At 56.6% G+C, this 21,686-nt stretch carries 23 protein-coding genes; 15 read left to right on the top strand and 8 right to left on the bottom strand.

Annotated features, from left to right (window positions below; all coding sequences use genetic code 11):
• Window positions 1-18: 18 nt before the first annotated feature.
• Window positions 19-687 carry a DUF3313 domain-containing protein gene (locus K2184_RS15645; protein WP_032728184.1) on the top strand — a complete coding sequence of 223 codons (669 nt, stop codon included), beginning with the start codon at window positions 19-21 and terminating at the stop codon, window positions 685-687.
• A 96-nt stretch (window positions 688-783) separates the two neighbouring features.
• On the opposite strand, the gene K2184_RS15640 is transcribed toward K2184_RS15645, so the two are convergent.
• On the bottom strand, window positions 784-1,680 hold the full coding sequence (locus tag K2184_RS15640; protein WP_004101793.1) for a DMT family transporter: 897 nt from the start codon (window positions 1,678-1,680) through the stop codon (window positions 784-786).
• Between the two features lie 182 nt (window positions 1,681-1,862).
• On the opposite strand from K2184_RS15640, the gene K2184_RS15635 reads away from it, so the two are divergent.
• Window positions 1,863-2,729 carry an AraC family transcriptional regulator gene (locus tag K2184_RS15635; RefSeq protein WP_023329644.1) on the top strand — a complete coding sequence of 289 codons (867 nt, stop codon included), beginning with the start codon at window positions 1,863-1,865 and terminating at the stop codon, window positions 2,727-2,729.
• On the opposite strand, the gene K2184_RS15630 is transcribed toward K2184_RS15635, so the two are convergent.
• Window positions 2,709-3,998, bottom strand: coding sequence for a benzoate/H(+) symporter BenE family transporter (locus tag K2184_RS15630; RefSeq protein ID WP_263441856.1), 1,290 nt, complete (start codon window positions 3,996-3,998; stop codon window positions 2,709-2,711). The two genes, K2184_RS15635 and K2184_RS15630, sit on opposite strands and share 21 nt — an antisense overlap.
• A 71-nt stretch (window positions 3,999-4,069) precedes the next feature.
• On the opposite strand from K2184_RS15630, the gene K2184_RS15625 reads away from it, so the two are divergent.
• The 3 genes from K2184_RS15625 to K2184_RS15615 all read left to right on the top strand — a co-directional run bounded on the left by K2184_RS15625 (window position 4,070) and on the right by K2184_RS15615 (window position 7,339).
• On the top strand, window positions 4,070-4,495 hold the full coding sequence (locus K2184_RS15625) for a GNAT family N-acetyltransferase (protein ID WP_016807857.1): 426 nt from the start codon (window positions 4,070-4,072) through the stop codon (window positions 4,493-4,495).
• A gap of 94 nt (window positions 4,496-4,589) precedes the next feature.
• Window positions 4,590-5,126: a helix-turn-helix domain-containing protein gene (locus K2184_RS15620; RefSeq protein ID WP_004101801.1), complete on the top strand. Its 537-nt coding sequence runs from the start codon at window positions 4,590-4,592 to the stop codon at window positions 5,124-5,126.
• A 248-nt stretch (window positions 5,127-5,374) separates the two neighbouring features.
• Window positions 5,375-7,339, top strand: a complete 1,965-nt coding sequence (locus tag K2184_RS15615; protein ID WP_016807856.1) for a peptidase U32 family protein — start codon at window positions 5,375-5,377, stop codon at window positions 7,337-7,339.
• Between the two features lie 13 nt (window positions 7,340-7,352).
• On the opposite strand, the gene K2184_RS15610 is transcribed toward K2184_RS15615, so the two are convergent.
• The 4 genes from K2184_RS15610 to K2184_RS15595 form a co-directional block, all read right to left on the bottom strand.
• Window positions 7,353-7,586, bottom strand: coding sequence for a DUF2554 family protein (locus tag K2184_RS15610; RefSeq protein ID WP_004101803.1), 234 nt, complete (start codon window positions 7,584-7,586; stop codon window positions 7,353-7,355).
• A 168-nt stretch (window positions 7,587-7,754) separates the two neighbouring features.
• On the bottom strand, window positions 7,755-7,880 hold the full coding sequence (locus K2184_RS15605; protein ID WP_004112746.1) for a DUF2474 domain-containing protein: 126 nt from the start codon (window positions 7,878-7,880) through the stop codon (window positions 7,755-7,757).
• Window positions 7,880-8,890, bottom strand: coding sequence for a cytochrome d ubiquinol oxidase subunit II (cydB, locus tag K2184_RS15600; RefSeq protein ID WP_004101805.1), 1,011 nt, complete (start codon window positions 8,888-8,890; stop codon window positions 7,880-7,882). Before cydB ends, K2184_RS15605 begins: the two co-directional genes overlap by 1 nt.
• Window positions 8,890-10,287 (bottom strand): cytochrome ubiquinol oxidase subunit I, encoded by a 1,398-nt coding sequence (locus K2184_RS15595; protein WP_064344654.1) that lies wholly within the window; start codon window positions 10,285-10,287, stop codon window positions 8,890-8,892. The genes cydB and K2184_RS15595 overlap by 1 nt, the downstream gene beginning before the upstream one ends.
• 326 nt (window positions 10,288-10,613) lie before the next feature.
• Between K2184_RS15595 and K2184_RS15590 the strand changes: the two genes are divergently transcribed.
• From K2184_RS15590 to patD, 6 genes are all read left to right on the top strand, one after another.
• Window positions 10,614-12,026 (top strand): PLP-dependent aminotransferase family protein, encoded by a 1,413-nt coding sequence (locus tag K2184_RS15590; RefSeq protein ID WP_004101808.1) that lies wholly within the window; start codon window positions 10,614-10,616, stop codon window positions 12,024-12,026.
• Between the two features lie 292 nt (window positions 12,027-12,318).
• Window positions 12,319-13,464 carry a putative ABC transporter substrate-binding protein YdcS gene (gene ydcS / locus K2184_RS15585; protein ID WP_163525580.1) on the top strand — a complete coding sequence of 382 codons (1,146 nt, stop codon included), beginning with the start codon at window positions 12,319-12,321 and terminating at the stop codon, window positions 13,462-13,464.
• Window positions 13,465-13,483: 19 nt separating this feature from the next.
• A complete protein-coding gene (locus K2184_RS15580; protein WP_196552888.1) occupies window positions 13,484-14,494 on the top strand; it encodes an ABC transporter ATP-binding protein in 1,011 nt (336 codons plus the stop codon).
• Between the two features lies 1 nt (window position 14,495).
• A complete protein-coding gene (locus K2184_RS15575; RefSeq protein ID WP_004112757.1) occupies window positions 14,496-15,425 on the top strand; it encodes an ABC transporter permease in 930 nt (309 codons plus the stop codon).
• Window positions 15,415-16,221 (top strand): ABC transporter permease, encoded by an 807-nt coding sequence (locus tag K2184_RS15570; protein ID WP_004101815.1) that lies wholly within the window; start codon window positions 15,415-15,417, stop codon window positions 16,219-16,221. The genes K2184_RS15575 and K2184_RS15570 overlap by 11 nt, the downstream gene beginning before the upstream one ends.
• Before the next feature lie 22 nt (window positions 16,222-16,243).
• A complete protein-coding gene (patD, locus tag K2184_RS15565; RefSeq protein ID WP_016807853.1) occupies window positions 16,244-17,671 on the top strand; it encodes an aminobutyraldehyde dehydrogenase in 1,428 nt (475 codons plus the stop codon).
• Window positions 17,672-18,013: 342 nt separating this feature from the next.
• On the opposite strand, the gene K2184_RS15560 is transcribed toward patD, so the two are convergent.
• Complete coding sequence (locus K2184_RS15560) at window positions 18,014-18,136, bottom strand: small membrane protein (RefSeq protein WP_004101819.1); 123 nt, start codon at window positions 18,134-18,136, stop codon at window positions 18,014-18,016.
• A 567-nt stretch (window positions 18,137-18,703) separates the two neighbouring features.
• On the opposite strand from K2184_RS15560, the gene K2184_RS15555 reads away from it, so the two are divergent.
• The gene (locus K2184_RS15555) at window positions 18,704-18,988 is read left to right on the top strand and encodes a hypothetical protein (protein ID WP_016807852.1); all 285 of its coding nucleotides are present in this window, start codon (window positions 18,704-18,706) and stop codon (window positions 18,986-18,988) included.
• A 52-nt stretch (window positions 18,989-19,040) separates the two neighbouring features.
• On the opposite strand, the gene yncL is transcribed toward K2184_RS15555, so the two are convergent.
• The gene (gene yncL / locus K2184_RS15550) at window positions 19,041-19,133 is read right to left on the bottom strand and encodes a stress response membrane protein YncL (protein WP_004101822.1); all 93 of its coding nucleotides are present in this window, start codon (window positions 19,131-19,133) and stop codon (window positions 19,041-19,043) included.
• Between the two features lie 197 nt (window positions 19,134-19,330).
• Between yncL and K2184_RS15545 the strand changes: the two genes are divergently transcribed.
• The 3 genes from K2184_RS15545 to K2184_RS15535 all read left to right on the top strand — a co-directional run bounded on the left by K2184_RS15545 (window position 19,331) and on the right by K2184_RS15535 (window position 21,683).
• The gene (locus K2184_RS15545; protein ID WP_004101823.1) at window positions 19,331-19,504 is read left to right on the top strand and encodes a GhoT/OrtT family toxin; all 174 of its coding nucleotides are present in this window, start codon (window positions 19,331-19,333) and stop codon (window positions 19,502-19,504) included.
• Window positions 19,505-19,575: 71 nt separating this feature from the next.
• Window positions 19,576-20,346, top strand: a complete 771-nt coding sequence (locus tag K2184_RS15540; RefSeq protein WP_163525584.1) for an alpha/beta fold hydrolase — start codon at window positions 19,576-19,578, stop codon at window positions 20,344-20,346.
• 80 nt (window positions 20,347-20,426) lie between these two features.
• Window positions 20,427-21,683 carry a putative acyl-CoA thioester hydrolase gene (locus tag K2184_RS15535; RefSeq protein ID WP_049127777.1) on the top strand — a complete coding sequence of 419 codons (1,257 nt, stop codon included), beginning with the start codon at window positions 20,427-20,429 and terminating at the stop codon, window positions 21,681-21,683.
• Window positions 21,684-21,686 lie beyond the last annotated feature (3 nt).

The following is a 21,686-nucleotide window of genomic DNA, read 5'->3' as shown; positions in this document are numbered from 1 at the left end:
TCACAGGGATCAACCTATATGCGTACTCAGTTATTTTTTAAGGTCGCCGCGCTGGCTGGCCTGTTAGCCCTGGCCGGTTGTTCATCAAAACTGGCTAAACCTGAACAATATTCCGGTTTTTTAAAAGATTACTCAGGTTTAAAAGAAACCACCTCCGCTTCCGGTAAACCGGAGCTGCGCTGGATTTCTGCGGATTACAATCCGAACAACTATGACAATATCGTTTATAACCCCATCACCTATTATCCGGTCCCTAAACCGACGACCCAGGTTGGCGAAAAGGCGCTCAGCGATATCCTGAATTACACCAACAAAGAGATGAAACAGGCTATTTCCGAGCGTAAACCGCTGGCTACCACCGCAGGGAAACGCAGCCTGATCTTCCGCGGCGCCATCACCGGCGTGGATTCCAGCAAAGAAGGCCTGCAGTTCTACGAAGTGATTCCGGTGGCGATGATTATCGCCGGTACCCAGGCGGCAACCGGTCACCGTACCATGGACACCAACCTGTTCTTTGAAGGTGAGCTGATTGACGCGGCGACCAAAAAGCCGGTTATCAAAGTGGTCCGTAAGGGCGAAGGTAAAAACCTGTCCAACGAAAATACGCCGCTCACCGTCGAGACCCTGAAGCAGGTGATCGATGATATGGCGATTGACGCGGTGAAATTCGACCCTAATAACCGTTAATCAGGCGTATCCGTGAATAAAGGCGCTAGTAGTTGATAGCGCCTTTTTCATTTCTCCTCGACGGCAGCGCGAGCATCAGCAGCGATCCGAGCGAACTCAGGCCAGCCTGCGCCGCAGCAGCCACTGCTCCGGGCGAGCAAACATCACCAGATTGCCGAGCAGAATCAGCGCTAACCCGGCGACGGCGTTGCTATGCCAGACGTAGCCCTCATAAAAGGTGGAAATCGTCAGCGCGACGAGCGGAAACAACAGGGTACTGTAGGCGGCTTTGCTGGCGCCGATTCGCCCCACTAGCGTGAAATAGGCGCCGAAAGCGATCACCGAGCCAAACACCGCCAGATACAGCAGCGCGCCCATATAGCTTAGCGTCCACTGCGGGGCAAAACTATCGCCGCGTACCAGGGCGATAGCGCCCATGACCAGCGTGCCGTAAAGCATAGCCCAGCTGTTGGTGGTCAAGGTTTCCAGGCCGCGGCGCTGGTGGCGAAGGCTGAGCATATTGCCGAGCGAAAATCCGTAGGTGCCTAATGCGCTGAGCGCAATACCGAGCAGCAGCGATGCATTGAGGCCGTTGGCCCACAAATCATCCCAGAAGAGCGTTACGATCCCCGCCAGTCCCAGCGCGGCGGCCAGCCAGAAACGGCCCGGCGGCTGCTGGCGGAAAAAGAGAAAACTGTTAATCGCGTTAAACAGCACCGCCATGGAGAAGATCACCGACTCCAGCCCGGTATTGATATACGCAGCGGCGGTATAGAAACACCAGAAATTAAAGCAGAAGACACAGCAGCCCTGCAGCAGGCAGAAAAGATGGTCCCGGGCGGCCAGCGGGCGAAGACGGCGGGTAACCAGCAGAATGGTCAGCATGGTGATGCTGGCGACGGCAAAACGCCAGAAAATAGACACCGGCGCGGCGACCGGCCCCTGCTGCAAAAAGATAGCAATCCATGTCGTACCCCAGATAACGACGACTAACCCGTAGAGTAATGCGTTCAAAATGTCTCTCCTGTGAGTGTTGTACCCGTCATTTTGCAGCCTCGCCATGCTCCGCGCTGTCATCCACGTGTTGCTGACTTGCAAATTCTTGCGCTTATTTTGCGTTGGCGGCGGGCGAAAGCTGGTATCCGTCAGCGACTCTTCTTAGACTAGGGATCTGCGGAAACTGAACTGTGAAGGCTATGGCTTACGGGACTTTCGAAACATTGCGTCAAAAAAATGCCGTGCTGCGGGAGACGGTTAAGCTCAACTCCGGGATTCAGCTGGCGGCGTGGTATAACAATCTCGATACCATAACGGTACAAAGCGATCACCACACTCTGAGCCTGTATATTGCCGATGGCTACGAAAGCTACCAGAAGACGCCACATGGCTGGAAAAACGGCGGCGGGCCCGACCGTTTCTGCCTGATGCCGAAAGGCGATGAGAGCACCTGGGATATTCGCGGCGACCTCTCTTTTGTCCACCTTTACTGCACCGATGAACATCTCCGCCGGGTAGGCGAGCAGATTTGGGACCGTAGTCCGGCTTCGTTCACGCTGCAGGAAAAAACCTTTTCCAGCGATGACAAAATTACCGCTGTCTATCGCCAGTTTCTGCTGGACAACGACTGGCAGCAGCAGGCGAACCACCTTACGTTGAGTTCCGCCAGCACGCTGCTGCTCACGCACTTGATTCAGCATTATTCAAACGTTCAGTGGCGTTTGCCGACGGTGACCGGCGGCCTGGCGCCGCACGTCTTGCGTAATCTGCTGGCATGGATTGAGGAGAACCTCGACCGGCCGCTCACCCTTGCCGATCTGGCGCAGGAAGCGGCGCTCAGCGAATACCATTTTGCGCGGATGTTCCGCCAGTCAATGAAAATGGCGCCGCATCAGTACGTGATGCAGCGCCGGATGGTTAAAGCGCAGGCGCTCATTACCCGCAGTCTGCTGCCGTTAACCGATATTGCTATGGCCTGCGGTTTTAGCAGCGCCAGCCACTTTAGCAATCGGGTAAAAAGCGCCACCGGCCTGACGCCCTCGCAGCTACGCTCGGCGCAGCGCTGACAGTAAAACGTAGCTGACGCCGCCGAGAACCAGCCCCCAAAAAGCAGAGCCGATACCGGCCAGCTCCACGCCGCTGGCGGTGACCAGAAAAGTCACCACCGCGGCATCGCGTTCACGCTCATGATTGAGCGCCTGAAACAGGCTGCCGCCGATGGTGCCCAGCAGCGCCAGTCCGGCAAGCATCTGGATCCATGCCGCCGGCAGCGCCGCCATCAACGAAGTGATGGAGCCGCCGAAGATTCCCGCCAGCAGATAAAAAACGCCCGCCGCCGCCGCCGCGAGCCAGCGCTTTAGCGGGTCCGGATGGGCTTCCGGGCTTTGGCAAATCGCGGCCGTAATCGCGGCGATACAGATCGAGTAGACGCCAAACGGCGACAGCAGTAGCGCCAGACCGCCGGTCGCCACGATCAGCGATGAAGCCGGAACCCGATAGCCCGAAGCCTGCAGGGTAGCAAAGCCGGGGGCATTCTGCGAAGCCATGGTAACAAGGAAAAAGGGTACGCCGACGCTAAGCAGCAGCGCGGGCGTAAATTCAGGAGCGATAAAAGCGGGGGCGACAAAGCGCCAGCTGATATGTGACCCTGTCACATCTCCGCTGAGGGCGGCCACCGCGCTTCCCGCCAGTAGGGCGGCCACCACGGCAAATCGGGGAAGGCAGACTTTGCATATCAGCCAGGCGGCTAACATGCTGCCGCATAGCAGCAGATTGCCCTGCAGGCTGGAGAAAGCCTGCATACCAAAACGCAGCAAAATACCGGCCAGCATCGCCGCCGCCAGCGAATGGGGAATGATTTTCATCAGCCGGGCAAACAGACCGGTTACGCCGCACAGTACGATTAAGCCGTTAGCAAAGATAAACACGCCAATCGCCTGCGCCAGCGTGACGCCGTGCAGGCCGCTAACCAGCAGCGCCGCCCCGGGCGTTGACCACGCCGTCAGGATTGGTACCTTTCGCCATAAGGTGAGCGCCAGGGTACTCACGCCCATTCCCAGGCCTAAGGCGGTCATCCAGCCGGCGATTTGCGAAGCATCGGCGCCTGCCGCCGCCGCTGCCTGCCAGATAATGGCGGCAGAACTGGCGTAGCCGACTAAGACCGCGACAAAACCGGCAAGCAGAGTCGGAAAAGGCAGAGTAAAAGAGCGCATAAACATTACCTTGTGCGTTATAACGGTCGTTGTAATGTAGCATTGTGCGCTATAGCGCACAACTGGCTTTGTTGTAGTCCCACGGTATGGCTCGTGAGAGGGAGACAGAACAAACGAGGGCATCCGATCTTGACAATACTGAGCGGCACGCAATAGATATCACTGTCAATCAATTACCAAGGAAACAAGCGATCATGGTTACGACCAGAACAGCTAAGGAGGCCGATGCTCCCGGCCTGCTCGTGCTTTTTCAACAGCTCGGCTATCCGATAGATTTAGACAACCTGCAATCCTTATTACGGGAACAAAACCCCTACCGCTACGCGTTGATTGCCCAGGTAAAAGGACGTTTATCCGGGGTGATTGTAGTGAACCTGATTGACCCGATGCATGAAAAAGGACGTTGGGGGTTAATTTCGGCGCTGGTGATTGATGAGTCATGCCGGGGTATGGGTGTGGGGCGAATATTACTTGTGGAAGCCGAACGGATCGCGGCCGCCAGCGGTTGTCGCCAAATTGAACTCTCCAGCAGCGAACGACGGGAACAGGCGCATAAGTTTTATCAGAACAACGGCTATAAAGAAGTCAGAAAACGCTTTTTGAAATCGCTCATATCCTGAATGGCGGATGGTTCTGAAAACGCATACTAAGTGACCCCCCTGTAGAATCAGGTGAATATGCGTATAATTCCTTCAGATATTATTGGGAGGTTGAATGAATATTGCGCAACATCTGTCGGCGACGCTAAAAACGCTGCGCCAGCAGCGCGGCTGGAGCCTGTCGCGCCTGGCGGAAGAAACCGGCGTATCGAAAGCCATGCTGGGCCAGATTGAACGTAACGAATCCAGTCCGACCGTGGCGACGCTGTGGAAAATTGCCACCGGCCTGAACGTACCGTTTTCCGCCTTTATTATCGCCGATGATAGCGCTGAACCAGCCGCCTTCGACCCGCAGCAGCAGGCGATGGTTGTGACGCCTGTTTTTCCCTGGGACCCGGTGCTGCGTTTCGATCACTTCTCCATTACCCTGGCGCCCGGCGCGCTAAGCGAGTCTACGCCGCACGAGGAAGGGGTTATCGAACATGTGGTGGTGATTAGCGGCGTGCTGGATCTGTGCCTGCAGGGCGAGTGGCTGTCGCTGCAGCCAGGGGAAGGGCGGCGGTTCGCCGGTGATTTAGCGCACGCCTACCGCAATAGCGGCGCGCAGACCGCTCATTTCCATTCGCTGATCCACTACCCAAAAGCACAATAAAAAAGCCGCGAGCAAACTCGCGGCCAGGCAAATGACTGAGACAACAAATCACAACGTGACGAGGAAAATCCGGAATACGCGATGACTGTATCCTCAGGCGCTTTTTGTGGGAAATATCTTTTCCTTCAATACTTTGCTGAAAAGTGAAAATTCCCCCTGCGGCGGCAGTGGAAAATGTTTTGGTCTGCGCGCAGTTCTGACTACAATAGCCGCCATTTCGACCCCCTATAATGGATAACGACGAGCGTATGCGCCTGCAAAACCATCATCTTGAACTATTGAGTCCTGCCCGCGATGCCGGGATCGCCCGTGAAGCGATTTTACACGGCGCGGATGCGGTCTATATCGGCGGACCGGGCTTCGGCGCGCGTCACAATGCCAGCAATAGCCTGAGCGACATCGCCGGACTGGTGCCATTTGCCCACCGCTACGGCGCGAAGGTGTTCGTGACCCTGAACACCATTCTTCATGATGATGAACTGGAACCGGCGCAACGTCTGATAACCGATCTGTACGAAACCGGCGTGGACGCGCTGATTGTCCAGGATATGGGCGTGCTGGAGCTGGATATTCCGCCGATTGAGCTGCATGCCAGCACCCAGTGCGATATTCGCAGCGTGGAGAAAGCGAAATTTCTTTCCGATGTCGGCTTCAGCCAAATCGTCCTCGCCCGCGAGCTGAATCTTCAGCAGATCAAAGCGATTTACGATAATACCGACGCGACCATCGAATTCTTTATCCACGGAGCGCTGTGCGTGGCCTATTCCGGTCAGTGCAATATTTCCCATGCTCAGACCGGGCGCAGCGCCAACCGCGGCGACTGCTCGCAGGCCTGCCGTCTGCCCTATACTCTGAAAGATGACCAGGGCCGCGTGGTGGCCTATGAAAAGCATTTGCTGTCGATGAAAGACAACGATCAGACCGCCAACCTGGCCGCGCTGATCGATGCCGGAGTGCGTTCCTTTAAGATTGAGGGACGCTACAAAGACATGAGCTATGTGAAGAATATTACCGCGCATTATCGCCAGATGCTTGACGCCATCATTGAAGATCGCGGCGATCTGGCCCGCTCGTCGTTGGGACGTACGGAGCACTTCTTCATCCCGTCCACGGATAAAACCTTCCATCGCGGCAGCACCGACTATTTTGTCAACGCCCGCAAAGGCGATATCGGCGCGTTTGATTCGCCGAAGTTTATTGGCCTGCCGGTGGGTGAAGTGCTGAAAGTCGGCAAGGATTTTCTCGACGTTGAGGTGAGCGAAGCCCTGACCAACGGCGACGGCCTGAACGTGATGATCAAACGTGAGGTTGTCGGCTTTCGCGCCAACACGGTTGAAAAAACGGGCGAAAATCGCTACCGCGTATGGCCGAACGAGATGCCCGCGGATTTACACAAAGTGCGCCCGCATCAGCCGCTAAACCGCAACCTCGATCATAACTGGCAGCAGGCGCTGCTAAAAACCTCCAGCGAGCGTCGCATCGCGGTGGATATCGAACTGAGCGGTTGGCAGGAACAGCTGGTCTTAACCATGACCAGCGAGGAGGGCGTCAGCGTCACCCATACTCTGGACGGCGATTTTGCCGAAGCGACCCAGGCGGAGAAAGCGCTGACGAATCTGCGTGACGGCCTGGCGAAGCTGGGCCAGACCCTTTACTACTCGCGCAACATGGAAATTAACCTGCCGGGTGCGCTATTCGTGCCGAACAGCCTGTTGAACCAGCTGCGTCGGGAAACCGTAGATATGCTGGATGACGCGCGGCTGAAAGCCGTGGTGCGCGGCTGCCGCAAGCCGGTTTCCGTCCCGCCGCCGGTCTATCCGGAAACGCACCTGTCGTTTCTGGCGAACGTCTACAACCATAAGGCGCGCGAGTTTTACCAGCGTTACGGCGTGCAGCTGATCGATGCCGCCTATGAAGCGCATCAGGAGAAGGGCGATGTGCCGGTCATGATCACTAAGCACTGCCTGCGCTTTGCTTTTAATCTGTGTCCGAAACAGGCTAAAGGGTCGATTAAAAGCTGGAAAGCCACGCCGATGCAGTTGATTCACGGCGATGAAGTGTTGACGCTGAAATTTGACTGCCGCCCCTGCGAAATGCACGTCGTCGGTAAGATAAAAAATCATATCCTTAAAATGCCGCTACCGGGCAGCATCGTGGCGTCCGTCAGCCCGGATGAGCTTATAAAAACCCTGCCGAAACGCAAGGGCGCCTGATGACTGACAGGTCTTAGGGATAGAAGTGCATTTTCGGCTTTCGCGCATTTTGCCAGCGGTGATGTTCGCGCAGATCGGACGCGGCTTCTTCGCTCTGGCTGCGTAACTCATCGCTATCGGCTTCGTGCTGTAGCTGCTGCTCGAGGCCCTGTACCGGGAAGAAATCGTGTCCGTGCTGGTGGGCCAGCACGTGGCCGGAAAACAGGGCGCACACCAGCAGTAGCGCTGAAACGTATCTTCTGAGCATATCTTTTCCCTTCTGTCGGTGAGTGGGGCTACTATGCCAGGGATTTGTTGAGCTTATTTCCGCGTTTATCAAAGATGGGAAAAGCCTTTGTCAGCGCTCCCTGACGGATGGCGAAAAAAAGCCCGACGGTGGAGCCGTCGGGCCGACTAAAATGACGTCACGGGCGGCTCAAACCTTCAGCCCGGCGGCCGTCATCAGCAGCCGAAACCCCATGCTCACCGCCGCCAGCGCCAGCACGCTGCCTCCCCACAGCACTATCATCCATACCGCTCGCTTAAGCCATACTCGTTGCATCAGTGATACCCCTCGCCGTGTTGAACTTTGCCGCGAAAAACGTAGTAGCTCCAGAAGGTGTAGCCGAGGATAACCGGCAGAATAAGCAGCGCGCCAACCAGCATAAAGCCCTGGCTTTGCGGCGGCGCGGCGGCCTGCCAGAGGGTAATGTCCGGCGGAATAATATGCGGCCAGATACTGATCCCCAGCCCGCTAAAGCCGAGGAAGATCAGCCCCAGCGTGAGAGTAAAAGGCAGCAGGTGGCTGGCGCTGTTGCGAAGCGTTCGCCAGAGCCAGGCGCCGATCGCCGCCACCAGCAGCGGTACCGGCAGCAGGAAGAAGAGGTCAGGCAGGCTAAACCAGCGCCGGGCGATGGCCGGTTGCGCCAGCGGCGTCCAGATGCTGATGGCGACAATGACCGCCAGCAGCGCCAACAGCAAGCCGCGCGCGGTCATGCGCATATTGCGGTGGAGCGCATTTTCGCTTTTCATCACCAGCCAGCTGGCGCCCAGCAGCGCGTAGGCAACGCATAGCCCCAGACCGCAGAACAGGGTAAACGGCGTAAACCAGTCAAACATCCCACCGCTGAAGCTGCGGCCGTTGACCGGGAAACCGTTGATCACCGCTCCGACCACCATGCCCTGGGTGAAGGTGGCCAGAAGGGAACCGACCATAAAAGCGCGATCCCAGAATGGACGATGCGATGGCGTCGCATTAAAGCGAAATTCAAAGGCAACGCCGCGAAAAATAAGACCGATCAACATCAGGGTGAGCGGGATCGCCAGCGCATCGATAATGACCGCGTAGGCCAGAGGAAATGCGCCAAACAGCCCCGCGCCGCCAAGCACCAGCCAGGTTTCATTGCCGTCCCAGACCGGGGCGACGCTGTTTACCATCACGTCGCGGTCCGCCGTGTCCCGGGTAGTGGTAAATAAAATGCCAATGCCCAGGTCAAAGCCATCCATTACGATATACATCAGGGTGGCGAAGACAATGATAACAAACCAAATAACCGATAAATCGATACCCATTAGCGGAACTCCTTCTGCTGTTGATGGCCCGTAGCGGCGGAGAGTGGACGCGCTGGCGTACCAGAGGCCGGCGGCTGCGCGGTCTGCGGACCTTTGCGAATCAGGCGTAGCATATAGCTGTAGCCGACGCCGAACACCGAACCGTAGACAACGATAAAAGTCAGCAGACTGATCGACATATGCAGGTCGCCGTGAGCGGAGACGGCATCAGCGGTGCGCTGAACGCCATAGACGACCCACGGCTGGCGGCCCACTTCGGTGGTCACCCAGCCCGCCAGAATCGCGATAAGTCCCGAAGGTCCCATCCATAGCGCAAAGCGTAAAAAGGGCCTGCTGTGATAGAGGCGGCCGCGATAGCGTAGCCACAAGGCCAGCGCGCCCAGCAGGATCATCAGCATGCCGAGCCCGGCCATCAGGCGGAAGGACCAGAATACGATGGTGGAGTCAGGGCGATCTTCCGGGGCGAACTCCTTCAGCGCCGGCACCTGCTTATCCAGGCTGTGGGTGAGAATCAGGCTGCCGAGGGCCGGGATCTCCAGGCCATAGCGGGTACGCTCCTGTTGCATATCCGGCCAGCCGAACAGCAGCAGCGGGGTGGGCTCTCCGGGCGCGTTCTCCCAGTGCCCTTCAATGGCGGCGATTTTGGCCGGCTGGTGTTTCAACGTATTGAGCCCGTGCATATCGCCAATCAGCGCCTGAATGGGGGCGACAATCAGCGTCATCCACAGCGCCATGGAGAACATCGCGCGGACGGCGGGGGTATTGTTCCCTCGCAGCAGGTGCCAGGCTGCCGACGCGCCGACGAACAGCGCGCTGCTGAGGAAAGCCGCCACCGACATATGCAGCAGGCGGTAAGGGAAAGACGGGTTAAAAATCACCGCCAGCCAGTCCACCGGCACCACCTGACCATTGACGATCTCAAATCCCTGCGGCGTTTGCATCCAGCTATTAGATGCAAGGATCCAGAAGGTGGAGATAATCGTCCCCAGCGCGACCATACAGGTGGCGAAAAAGTGCAGGCCAGGTCCGACACGGTTCCAGCCGAACAGCATCACGCCGAGGAATCCGGCCTCAAGGAAGAAGGCGGTCAGAACCTCATAGGTCAGCAGCGGGCCGGTAATGCTCCCGGCGAATTCCGAGAATCCGCTCCAGTTGGTACCGAACTGGTAGGCCATCACCAGGCCGGAGACGACCCCCATGCCGAAGTTAACGGCGAAGATTTTTGACCAGAAGTGGTACAGCGAGCGCCAGGTCGGGTTTTTGGTTTTTAACCATAAGCCTTCCAGTACCGCCAGGTAGCTGGCTAACCCGATGGTGATGGCGGGGAAGATAATATGAAATGACACGGTGAAAGCGAACTGGATCCGCGCCAGGTGGAATGCATCAAGACCGAACATGCAGAACTCCGCAACAAAATTGACTCAGCGCAATTCTAGGCTTCGTTGATAACGGGTTGCAGGAACAGAAACGCTGTTTTTCCCTATAACAGTTGGGGTCTGTTATGACCTTTTGGCAAAACGCAGAATGGCGCTCTCCCGGTCTGCGCTGCGCTTAGCCGGGCTACGGGCTCCCAGCCGTCTGCGGTCCGCTAGCCCGGATAGATGCGCCAGCAACGCCTCCGGTAAGGTATTATTTCACTACACACCATAACAGTTTTTATAAACTGCCATTATTTCTCATCTGATATATAATTGACCCTACGAATAGCGACACGGATCGACGGATGAAAAAGTACCAGCGGCTGGCGCAGCAGATTACCGAACAGATCGCGCTTGGGGTGTGGTTACCCGGCGACAGGTTGCCCTCGCTGCGCGAACAGGTGGTAAGCAGCGGAATGAGTTTTATGACCGTTAGCCACGCCTATCAGCTACTGGAGAGCCAGGGACGCATCATCGCCCGTCCGCAGTCCGGCTATTATGTCGCGCCGCAGCCCACTAAACCGCGGCAGCCCGCGCCGCCCGCCCAGGTAACGCGTGATGAAGCGGTTGATATCAACACTTATATCTTTGAAGTGCTGCAGGCCAGCCGCCAGGCCTCTATGTTGCCCTTCGCCTCGGCTTTTCCCGATCCGCGACTATTCCCCTTACCGCAGCTCAACCGCTCGCTGGCGCAGGTGAGCAAAACCGCAACCGCCATGAGCGTGATTGAAAACCTGCCGCCGGGGAACGATGAACTGCGCCATGCGATTGCCCGGCGCTACGCGCTGCAGGGAATGAATATCTCGCCGGACGACATCGTGATCACCGCCGGCGCGCTGGAAGCGCTGAACCTTAGTCTGCAGGCCGTCACCGAACCGGGCGATTGGGTGGTGGTGGAAAATCCCTGCTTCTACGGGGCGCTGCAGGCTCTTGAAAGATTGCGCCTGAAAGCGCTATCGGTGGCCACGGATGTTAAAGAGGGGATCGATCTCGCCGCGCTGGAGCAGGCGCTACAGAGCTATCCGGTGAAAGCCTGCTGGCTGATGACCAATGGGCAAAACCCGCTCGGCTTTACCCTCAGCGCGGAGAAAAAAGCGCGGCTGGTGGCACTGCTGGCGCGCTATAACGTGATGCTGATTGAAGATGATGTTTACAGCGAGCTCTACTTTGGTCGTGAGAAACCGCTGCCGGCAAAATACTGGGATCGCGACGATATGACGCTGCACTGCAGCTCCTTCTCCAAATGTCTGGTACCCGGGTTCCGTATCGGCTGGGTGGCGGCGGGCAAGCACGCCCGACGGATCCAGCAGCTACAGCTGATGAGTACGCTCTCCACCAGTTCGCCAATGCAGCTGGCGCTGGTCGATTACCTTTCGACTAAACGCTACGATGCCCACCTGCGCCGTTTACGCCGCCAGCTTGCCGAGCGCAAACAGCTGGCCTGGCAGGCCCTGCTGCGCCATCTTCCCGCAGAGGTAAAAATTCATCATAGCGATAGCGGTTATTTTCTCTGGCTTGAGCTTCCCGCCGGAGCCGATGCGGGGGAGCTGAGCGCCCGTGCGCTGGCGTATAACATCAGCATTGCGCCGGGGAAAATGTTTTCCACCACCGCCAGCTGGACTTCATTCTTCCGCTTTAATACCGCGTGGGGCTGGGGCGAAAAAGAGGAGCTGGGGGTTAAACGCCTGGGCGAACTGATTCGCGAAATGCTGGCTTAGCGTTATTTATTTCCCGCCAGTGATACCGGGCCGAAAAATAAGCCGGCGAACAGGTGGGTTATTATTTTACTGATGCCAACCATAGGAAATTCGCATAGTCGTATTGCCTCGCTAACTCCTTGTCTATAATCCATAAAGTTATTCCGTGTATGCCGTTTTTTGCGTAATGCGCCCCTTGTCACAACCTGAATAAATTTCCCCGGGGGCCCCAGGCGCGCCGTCTACTGTTATGAAGGAAGATATTTTTACGGCACGGCTGCCGCTCATTTTCTTGTGACAGGAGTATGACCCGATGAGCAAAAAAATTGCCCGTGGCAGCCTTTGCGTGCTGGGGATGGTTTTCCTGACGGCGCAGGCCGCCGAGCCGCCGACTTCTCTCGATAAAGGCGAAGGTCGTCTCGATATTATTGCCTGGCCGGGATATATCGAGCGGGGACAAACCGATAAAAGCTACGACTGGGTGAGCCAGTTTGAAAAAGAGTCCGGCTGTCAGGTTAATGTCAAAACCGCCGCCACGTCCGATGAGATGGTCAGCCTGATGGCAAAAGGAGGCTATGACCTGGTCACCGCCTCCGGCGACGCTTCGCTGCGCCTGATTATGGGTAAGCGCGTGCAGCCGATTAACACTGCGCTGATTGCTAACTGGCACTCCCTCGACCCACGCGTGGAAAAAGGCGCGTGGTTTAACGTCGGCGGACAGGTCTACGGCACTCCGTACCAGTGGGGGCCAAACCTGCTGATGTACAACAGCAGAACCTTCCCGACGCCGCCGGATAGCTGGAGCGTGGTGTTCGTAAAACAAAATCTGCCGGACGGCAAAACCAATCAGGGCCGCGTACAGGCTTATGATGGGCCGATCTATATTGCCGACGCCGCGCTATTCGTTAAAGCCACTCAGCCGCAGCTGGGTATTAATGATCCCTATCAACTTACCGAAGCGCAGTATCAGGCGGTGCTGAAAGTCCTGCGCGAACAGCACCCGCTGATCCACCGCTACTGGCACGATACCACCGTGCAGATGAGCGATTTTAAAAACGAAGGCGTGGTGGCCTCCAGCGCCTGGCCCTATCAGGCGAACGGTCTGAAAGCGGAAGGCCAGCCGATCGCCACCGTTTTTCCGAAAGAGGGCGTCACCGGCTGGGCGGATACCACTATGCTGCACAGCGATGCTAAACATCCGGTTTGCGCTTATAAATGGATGAACTGGTCGCTCACCCCGAAAGTGCAGGGGGATGTCGCCGCCTGGTTTGGTTCGCTGCCGGTCGTACCTGCGGGTTGCAAAGCCAGCGCGCTGCTCGGGGATAAAGGCTGCGAAACCAATGGTTACAACGAATTCGCCAAAATTGCGTTCTGGAAAACGCCGGTTGCCGAAGGCGGGAAATTCGTCCCCTACAGCCGCTGGACGCAGGATTACATCGCGATTATGGGCGGTCGCTAAGTCGCCGGAGGCGAAGAACATGCACGCGGTAGAGCTGGATAATATTTCGCGCCTGTACGGCGACGTGCGGGCGGTGGATGGCGTCAGCATCGCTATTCGCGACGGCGAGTTTTTCTCTATGCTGGGGCCATCTGGCTCCGGCAAAACCACCTGCCTGCGCCTGATTGCCGGATTTGAACAGCTTTCGGGCGGGACGATACGTATTTTTGGCCAACCGGCCAGCGCGCTGCCGCCCTGGCAGCGCGATGTGAATACCGTTTTCCAGGATTATGCGCTGTTTCCTCATATGTCGGTACTCGATAACGTCGCCTACGGGTTGATGGTTAAGGGGATCGGCAAAAAGGAGCGCCACGCCCGTGCGCAGGAGGCGCTGGAGAAGGTGGCGCTCGCTTTTGTGCATGCGCGCAAGCCTTCTCAGCTTTCCGGCGGCCAGCGCCAGCGGGTAGCCATCGCCCGGGCGCTGGTGAATCAGCCCAGGGTCCTGCTGCTGGATGAACCGCTGGGGGCACTGGATCTAAAACTGCGCGAACAGATGCAGCTGGAGCTGAAAAAACTGCAGCAGGCGCTGGGCATCACCTTCATTTTTGTGACCCACGATCAGGGAGAGGCCCTGTCGATGTCTGACCGCGTGGCGGTCTTTAATCAGGGACGCATTGAGCAGGTTGATGCGCCTCAGGATCTCTATTTGCGGCCAAGAACGGCGTTTGTCGCCGGGTTTGTCGGTACCGCCAATGTGTTTAGCAGCGAGCTGGCGCAAAAGCTGTGCGCGATGACGGGCGCCTGGTCGCTGCGTCCGGAGCATATTCGGCTGAATGCCGGCGGGGAGGTGCAGATTCAGGGGATCGTGCAGGCGGTGCAGTATATGGGCGCCGCCACGCGCGTCGAGCTGAAGCTGGCTGACGGCGAGAAGCTGCTGGTGAGTCAGGCGAATGTCGATGGTCAGGCTGCGCTGAACGCCCCTCCGGTAGGGCAACAGGTGCTGGCTTCATGGTCGCGTGCGGCGATGGTCCCCCTGGAGAGCGGAGGGTGATATGACGATGGCGATACCCTCTGCCGGAGGCGGACGCCTGGCCGGCACCTTCTGGCGTCATCCCTCGCTGGCTCTGTTTCTGCTACTGCTGGGGCCGCTCATGTGGTTTGGCATTGTCTATCTGGGGTCGTTGTTGACCCTTTTGTGGCAAAGCTTCTATACCTTTGATGATTTTACCATGTCGGTCACCAATGACCTGACGCTGGCCAATCTGCGCGCGCTGTTTAATCCGGCTAACTACGACATTATTGTGCGCACGCTGGTGATGGCGCTATCGGTGACCGTCGCCAGCGCGATTCTGGCACTGCCCATGGCCTGGTATATGGCCCGCTATACCCGTGGCAAGATGAAAGCCTTTTTCTATATCGCCGTGATGTTGCCGATGTGGGCGAGCTATATCGTCAAAGCCTATGCCTGGACGCTGCTGCTGGCTAAAGATGGCGTCGCCCAGTGGTTCCTGCGCCATCTTGGTCTGGAAAGCGTACTGAGCATGGTGCTGACGATCCCGGCGGTCGGCGGCAATACGCTGTCGACCTCTGGGCTGGGGCGCTTCCTGGTGTTCGTCTATATCTGGCTGCCGTTTATGATCCTGCCGGTGCAGGCGGCGCTGGAACGCCTGCCGTCTTCATTGCTGCAGGCCTCCGCCGATCTTGGCGCCCGTCCGCGCCAGACCTTTCGCTATGTGGTGCTGCCGTTAGCGATCCCCGGCATTGCGGCGGGGTCCATTTTTACCTTCTCCCTGACGCTGGGCGATTTTATCGTGCCGCAGTTGGTGGGGCCGCCGGGATTCTTTATCGGCAATATGGTCTATTCCCAGCAGGGGGCGATTGGCAACATGCCGATGGCGGCGGCGTTTACCCTGGTGCCCATTGTACTGATTGCCCTCTATCTGGCGTTCGTGAAACGTCTGGGAGCATTTGATGCACTCTGATCGCGCACCGCTGTTCCTGAAGGTCGCCACCTGGGGTGGCGTGATATTCCTGCATTTCCCGCTGCTGATTATCGCTCTCTACGCATTCAATACCGAAGACGCCGCCTTCAGCTTTCCGCCTGCAGGCCTGACGCTGCGCTGGTTTAGCGAAGCGGCGGGGCGTAGCGATATTATCGATTCCGTGACGTTGTCACTAAAAATCGCCGCGCTGTCGACCGCCATCGCTCTCGTACTTGGCACGCTGGCTGCAGGTGCGCTGTGGCGCAGCACGTTTTTTGGCAAAAACGCCGTGTCGCTACTGCTGCTATTACCGATCGCGCTGCCCGGCATTATTACCGGGCTTGCGCTGCTGACCGCCTTTAAGGCCGTCAATCTGGAACCAGGGCTGCTGACTATCGTCGTGGGACACGCGACCTTCTGCGTGGTCGTGGTATTTAACAACGTGATTGCCCGCTTTCGCCGCACTTCATGGAGTCTGGTGGAAGCGTCGATGGATTTAGGCGCAACCGGCGGGCAAACCTTTCGTTACGTGGTACTGCCCAATCTGGGATCGGCGCTGCTGGCGGGGGGAATGCTGGCGTTTGCTCTGTCGTTTGATGAAATTATCGTGACCACGTTTACCGCCGGGCACGAGCGTACGCTGCCGCTCTGGTTGCTTAATCAGCTCGGGCGCCCGCGCGATGTCCCGGTCACCAACGTCGTCGCGCTGCTGGTCATGCTGGTGACGATGTTTCCGATTCTGGGGGCCTGGTGGCTCACTCGTGACGGCGACATCAGCGCGGAAAATGGAAAATAAAAAACCGATACAGGATAATGCTATGCAAAATAACCTTTTGATAAACGGTAAGTTAGTGGCTGGCGAAGGCGAGACTGTGCCGGTGTTTAATCCAGCCACCGGCGAAGAGATTTTGTCGATTGCGGAGGCCTCTGCGACGCAGGTTGATGCCGCGGTTGACGCCGCTGACCTGGCCTTTGCCGGCTGGAGTCAGACGACGCCGAAAACCCGCGCCGAATGCCTGCTGCGGCTGGCGGATCTGATTACTGAACATGCCCAGGAGCTGGCTCAACTGGAGTCGTTGAACTGCGGCAAACCGCTGCACTGCGTGGTCAACGATGAGCTACCGGCGGTTGCCGATGTTTTCCGATTTTTCGCCGGTGCAGCGCGCTGTCTGCCGGGTATGGCGGCAGGTGAATACCTCGAAGGCCACACCTCGATGATCCGCCGCGATCCGGTCGGCGTGGTGGCTTCTATCGCGCCGTGGAACTATCCGCTCATGATGGCGGCCTGGAAACTGGCGCCAGCGCTGGCGGCAGGCAACTGCGTGGTAATAAAACCCTCTGAGATCACTCCGCTCACCGCGCTGAAGTTAGGTGAACTGGCGCAGGAGATTTTCCCCGCCGGGGTGCTTAATGTCCTGTTCGGGCGCGGAGCAACCGTCGGCGATCCGCTGACCGCCCATGCCCGGGTTCGCATGGTGTCGCTAACCGGCTCGATTGCTACCGGCGCGCATATTATCGGCCATACCGCGGCGTCGATTAAGCGAACCCATATGGAGCTGGGCGGGAAGGCGCCGGTTATCGTCTTTGATGATGCGGATATTGACGCGGTGGTGGAGGGGGTACGGACCTTTGGGTTTTATAACGCCGGTCAGGACTGTACCGCCGCCTGCCGCATTTACGCGCAGGCCGGAATCTATGACCAACTGGTGGAAAAGCTCGGCGCGGCGGTCGCCAGCCTGAAGATTGGACCGCCGGACGATGAAACGACCGAACTGGGCCCGCTGAGCTCGCAGGCGCATCTGGACAGGGTCAGCGCCGCCGTCGATGCGGCTCGTGCCTTGCCGCATATTCAGGTGGTGACTGGCGGCAGCAAAGCGCCGGGCAATGGTTACTACTTCCAGCCCACGCTGCTGGCAGGGGCGAAGCAGGACGATGCGATTGTGCAGCGGGAGGTTTTTGGTCCGGTTGTCAGCATCACCGCATTTAGCGATGAAGAGCAAGCGCTGTGCTGGGCCAACGATTCCCAATATGGTCTTGCCTCGTCGGTATGGACTCGCGATGTCGGCAGAGCGCACCGGCTCAGCGCCCGCCTGCAGTATGGCTGTACCTGGGTCAATACGCATTTTATGCTGGTTAGCGAAATGCCGCATGGCGGGCAGAAGCTCTCCGGCTACGGCAAGGATATGTCGATGTATGGCCTGGAGGATTATACGACCATCCGTCATGTGATGATCAAGCACGGATAGAGGATGAGTGATTCAGATTAGCCTGCTAATAGTTACCATAGCAAAAAATGTTAAAACAGAAGCGTGCGTTTATGAGAATATTCTTAAGCCCCTTCAAGAGCTAAGCCATGATGAGTGCCGGAGATAAGCGCCGGATGGGGCCGGTTAGTCCCCGGGGCGAGGGATGCGCTCTTCCGGGTCCTCTCGTTAACTGACGGAAAAGTTCGCCAGCCCCTGCAGGTAATGCAGGGGCTTTTTGTTGCGCTGGAGATATTAACTTGTTGCTGTGATTTTGCCTGATATCAGGTCATCAGAAATTAAATATGTACGGCGTTATTTATTTTTTGGCAAATGATTAACAGGCTAACGTTTGTTTTTTTTGCTCGGTAAACTTGATTGACGACGCTCGCGAACATAAGAAAAAAGATTATAAATTGCAGCAATAAGTAAAATTAACGCCACAATAAGCACGGCGATTCCGGACATGTACCACCTCAAAAAGCAATGAGTAAAAAACAAGCTTCGCATAACTTGTAATTATGAATGTATGATTTTATGCGAAACAAGGCAAATGATATTTCTTATCATTTAAACTCGACAGAAAAGTTTTATCGCTACTTTGATTTTGTAAGCTATTGATAAGTAATGATGTTTTATCTTTTTAACCCGTTTTACTGCATCTTGGCCGCCATTGAACCCGCTAATTATGATGATCGCCTCTTGGCTCAATGCTGATGATTGGATAAAGAATAGTGAACAATTGCCCTGCGCCAGGAAAGGCCCGTGAGCTTCGGAGAATAGCGCGCAGCGCTGATTGCGGCAAATAAGGCTTATTTAAACTTAAGCCATCAAATATATAACCACATAAATAGAGGTGTTATTAATTGCGGGTTGTGAGAATAAGTTCTGAAAGGCAAGAGATATTCATTTATCGCCATTAATATTTTCGTGCTCCCCTTTAAAGTTAGCGAATATGTAATGTTTATGTTAAATAATACGCGATGGTGACGGCTGGTGGGGCAGGGAAGCGGGTTTGACTTTATATAGCCGCTCATGCGAACATTCGGCGCAATTTGTTGCTTCGACGTTGATATAGTTTTGAAAAAAATAGCGTGTTTTCTCTTCGTGGCCTGCGCCACAGCGATGCTTTACGGGAATTTTCCCGCTAAACAGATTGTTGATTGTGAAAAACAGGGCGTAGCAGAAGCGGTTTGCGCTGCAGCCGCGTGGGACAGTGAAAAAGTTGACCTGCTACCGGCGTGGGATCCTGAATTGCAGAAGCTGATGACCGTGCAACAACACGCCTCTGCAGCTGAGGCAGGCGCTATTAAATCGTAAAAAAGCAGCCTTCAAAGGCTGCTTTTTTAGGTTTCATTGCTGAGTAAAATCGCTAGAACCAACCAAAACGAACGGACAACAGGCCGATTAGCGCAAGCGCTGCGCCGACATTTATCAGAAGGACGGTTTTGCTGGAAACATCCATAACGCCACCTTAATGAATTAGCCTCTACAGTTATAGTACGAGGTCAAAGGTTGCGCTATCGGACTAAGCCGAATCGGGCGTATTTCTGAAAATTAAAGCCGTGACTCGTTTTATTATGCCATAAACTCTGACGTACGCTGGGGTACGAAAAGGCATCGCTTGACGCGAAAATGCCTCTCAGGGAAGGAAGAAGAAAAATGACGTTGTACCAGAAAATGCTGGTTTTTTATGCAGTTATGGGCTGTATCTGCGCGGTAATAAGCTGGTTCTTAACGAAAGAGAGCCGCTGGATCCGCCTGCTGGCGGCGCTGCTGATTGGCGCGACATGGCCGTTCAGCTTTCCCATGGCGTTGCTGGTCTCTTTGTTCTGATTGAAAAATCGATGGCTAACTTTTAGTGATGACTGTATAAAAAAACAGGCTCAACTAACGGATGATCTTCGATGAACAGTTTCTATTCCTCTCAGGCCGGCGGCAACGTGCGCTGGCTGGACCTGCCCGGCCGCGGTGAACCGATTATCTTTATCCACGGCCTGGGCTGCGCCTCAACCTATGACTATCCTCGCGTGGCCGCCGATCCTGCGCTGGCCGGACGGCGAACGATTCTGGTCGATTTACCCGGATACGGCTACAGCGACAAGCCGCCATCTTTCGGCTATCGCATTGGCGATCAGGCCGGAGTGATAGTTGAGCTTCTGGATTGCTTAGGGCTAACGCGCTGCTACTTGTATGGTCACAGCATGGGCGGCAGCGTGGCGATTGAAGCCGCAGAACGGCTCGCCGAACGGGTGCTGGGGCTGCTGGTGGCCGAACCCAATCTCTATCCCGGGGGCGGGATGTACAGCAGGCGCATCGCGGAACAAACCGAAGAGCGCTTTATTGCCCGGGGCTATGCCGAGATGCTCAGTGCCGAAACCTCGCCCTGGGCCGGTTGCCTGCAAAACAGCGCTCCGTGGGCGGTGTGGCGCGGAGCGTCCAGCCTGGTGAAGGGCGCTAATCCGTCCTGGTTTACCCGCTTTATCCATTTATCCTGTCCTAAGGCCCTGATTTACGGAGAGCATTCGTTACCGGCTCAAGAAGCGACGGATACTGTCGCGACGGGGATCCCGCTGTTAGCGATCCCGCAGGCCGGGCATTCAATGGCGTGGGAAAACCCATCGGCGCTGGCCCGCACGCTGGACAATTTTTATGCCAGCATTGAGGCAGAAATCTGATTCGTGATCGCTACATACAAAAAGAAACAATATTTCATTTATTTTGATATTCCGTTTCTTTTATATGTGGCGAGCGTGAAATGCGAATAATCAACATCCTGGGTCTCTCGGCTTTACTCTGTACGCCTCTGCTTCTGCAAGGGTGCGTAACGCAACATCCGCGCGGGACGGCTTCCCGCCCGCAGCTTACGGCGGCGGAAGCGGCAAGCTTCACCATGGAGCGCTATTTTGCGCAGGGCGGCGCGTTGAGTGCCCCGGATGGGCCATGGTCGCCATCGCCAGTTAGCCTTCCGCAAACGGAAAGCGCCTGGCGCGTGGCGCCTGCGGGAGCGCCGTACTCTCGCATTCAGCAGGCGGTTAATGCGGCAATAGCCCAGCATTCGGCAAAGAATGAGCGTATCTATATCCGTATCGAGCCAGGCATCTATCGGGAAACGGTCTATATCCCCGCAGGGGCGCCGCCGATAACCCTTTATGGCGCGGGAGAGCAGCCCGAAGAGGTCAGGATTGAGCTGGCGCTGGATTCACAATTTTCTGCGCAGCGCTATCGCGAGCAGGTGAACGGCCAGCATCAGTATCGTGAAGGCGACCCCGCCTGGTACCAGTATGCGCTTTGCGCCGGGCGTACCAGTAAGACAATAGGCACCAACTGCGCGGCGGTGATGTGGTCGCAAAGCGCTGATTTCCAGCTGGTTAATCTTAGCGTAGCCAACAGTCTGCTGGATACCGTTGATGGCGGTACCCACCAGGGGGTGGCTCTGCGGACGGATGGCGATCGCGTGCAGCTGGAGAAAGTCCGTTTGCTGGGACGCCAGGATACGCTCTATTTGAATACCAGCAACCTGCGTAATGAAGCGGTGACGGATCGCATTAGCCGCGTATACGTCAAAGACAGCTACGTCGAAGGGGACGTGGATTATGTCTTCGGCCGGGCGAATGCGGTCTTTGACAATGTGCATTTCCACACCGTCTCGACGCGCCGTTCTCCCGAGGCTTACGTGCTGGCGCCGAACACGTTGCCGGATAATCCATACGGCTTTCTGGTGAAGAACAGCCGCTTTACCGGCGACAGCGGCTATCAGGGCAGTTTCAAGGCAAAGCTGGGCCGCGCCTGGGATCAGGGGGCAGGCAAGACCGGCTATTTAGCGGGGCAGACCGCCAACGGACAGGTGCTGATCGCCAACAGCGCTATCGATCAAAGCTACGATCGGCTTTCCCCATGGGGCGCTGCGGCCACCACCTCCCGACCGTTCCGCGGCAATATTTCCGCAGAACGACAGCTGGATGACGTGGCCTTTAATCGCCTGTGGGAATTCAAGAACCATTGGCGGCCGTGAAAC

Source organism: Klebsiella sp. K5-306, from assembly GCF_051835185.1.
Taxonomy (GTDB): Bacteria; Pseudomonadota; Gammaproteobacteria; order Enterobacterales; family Enterobacteriaceae; genus Klebsiella; species Klebsiella oxytoca.
This window is presented reverse-complemented; position numbering and strand designations above follow the sequence as displayed.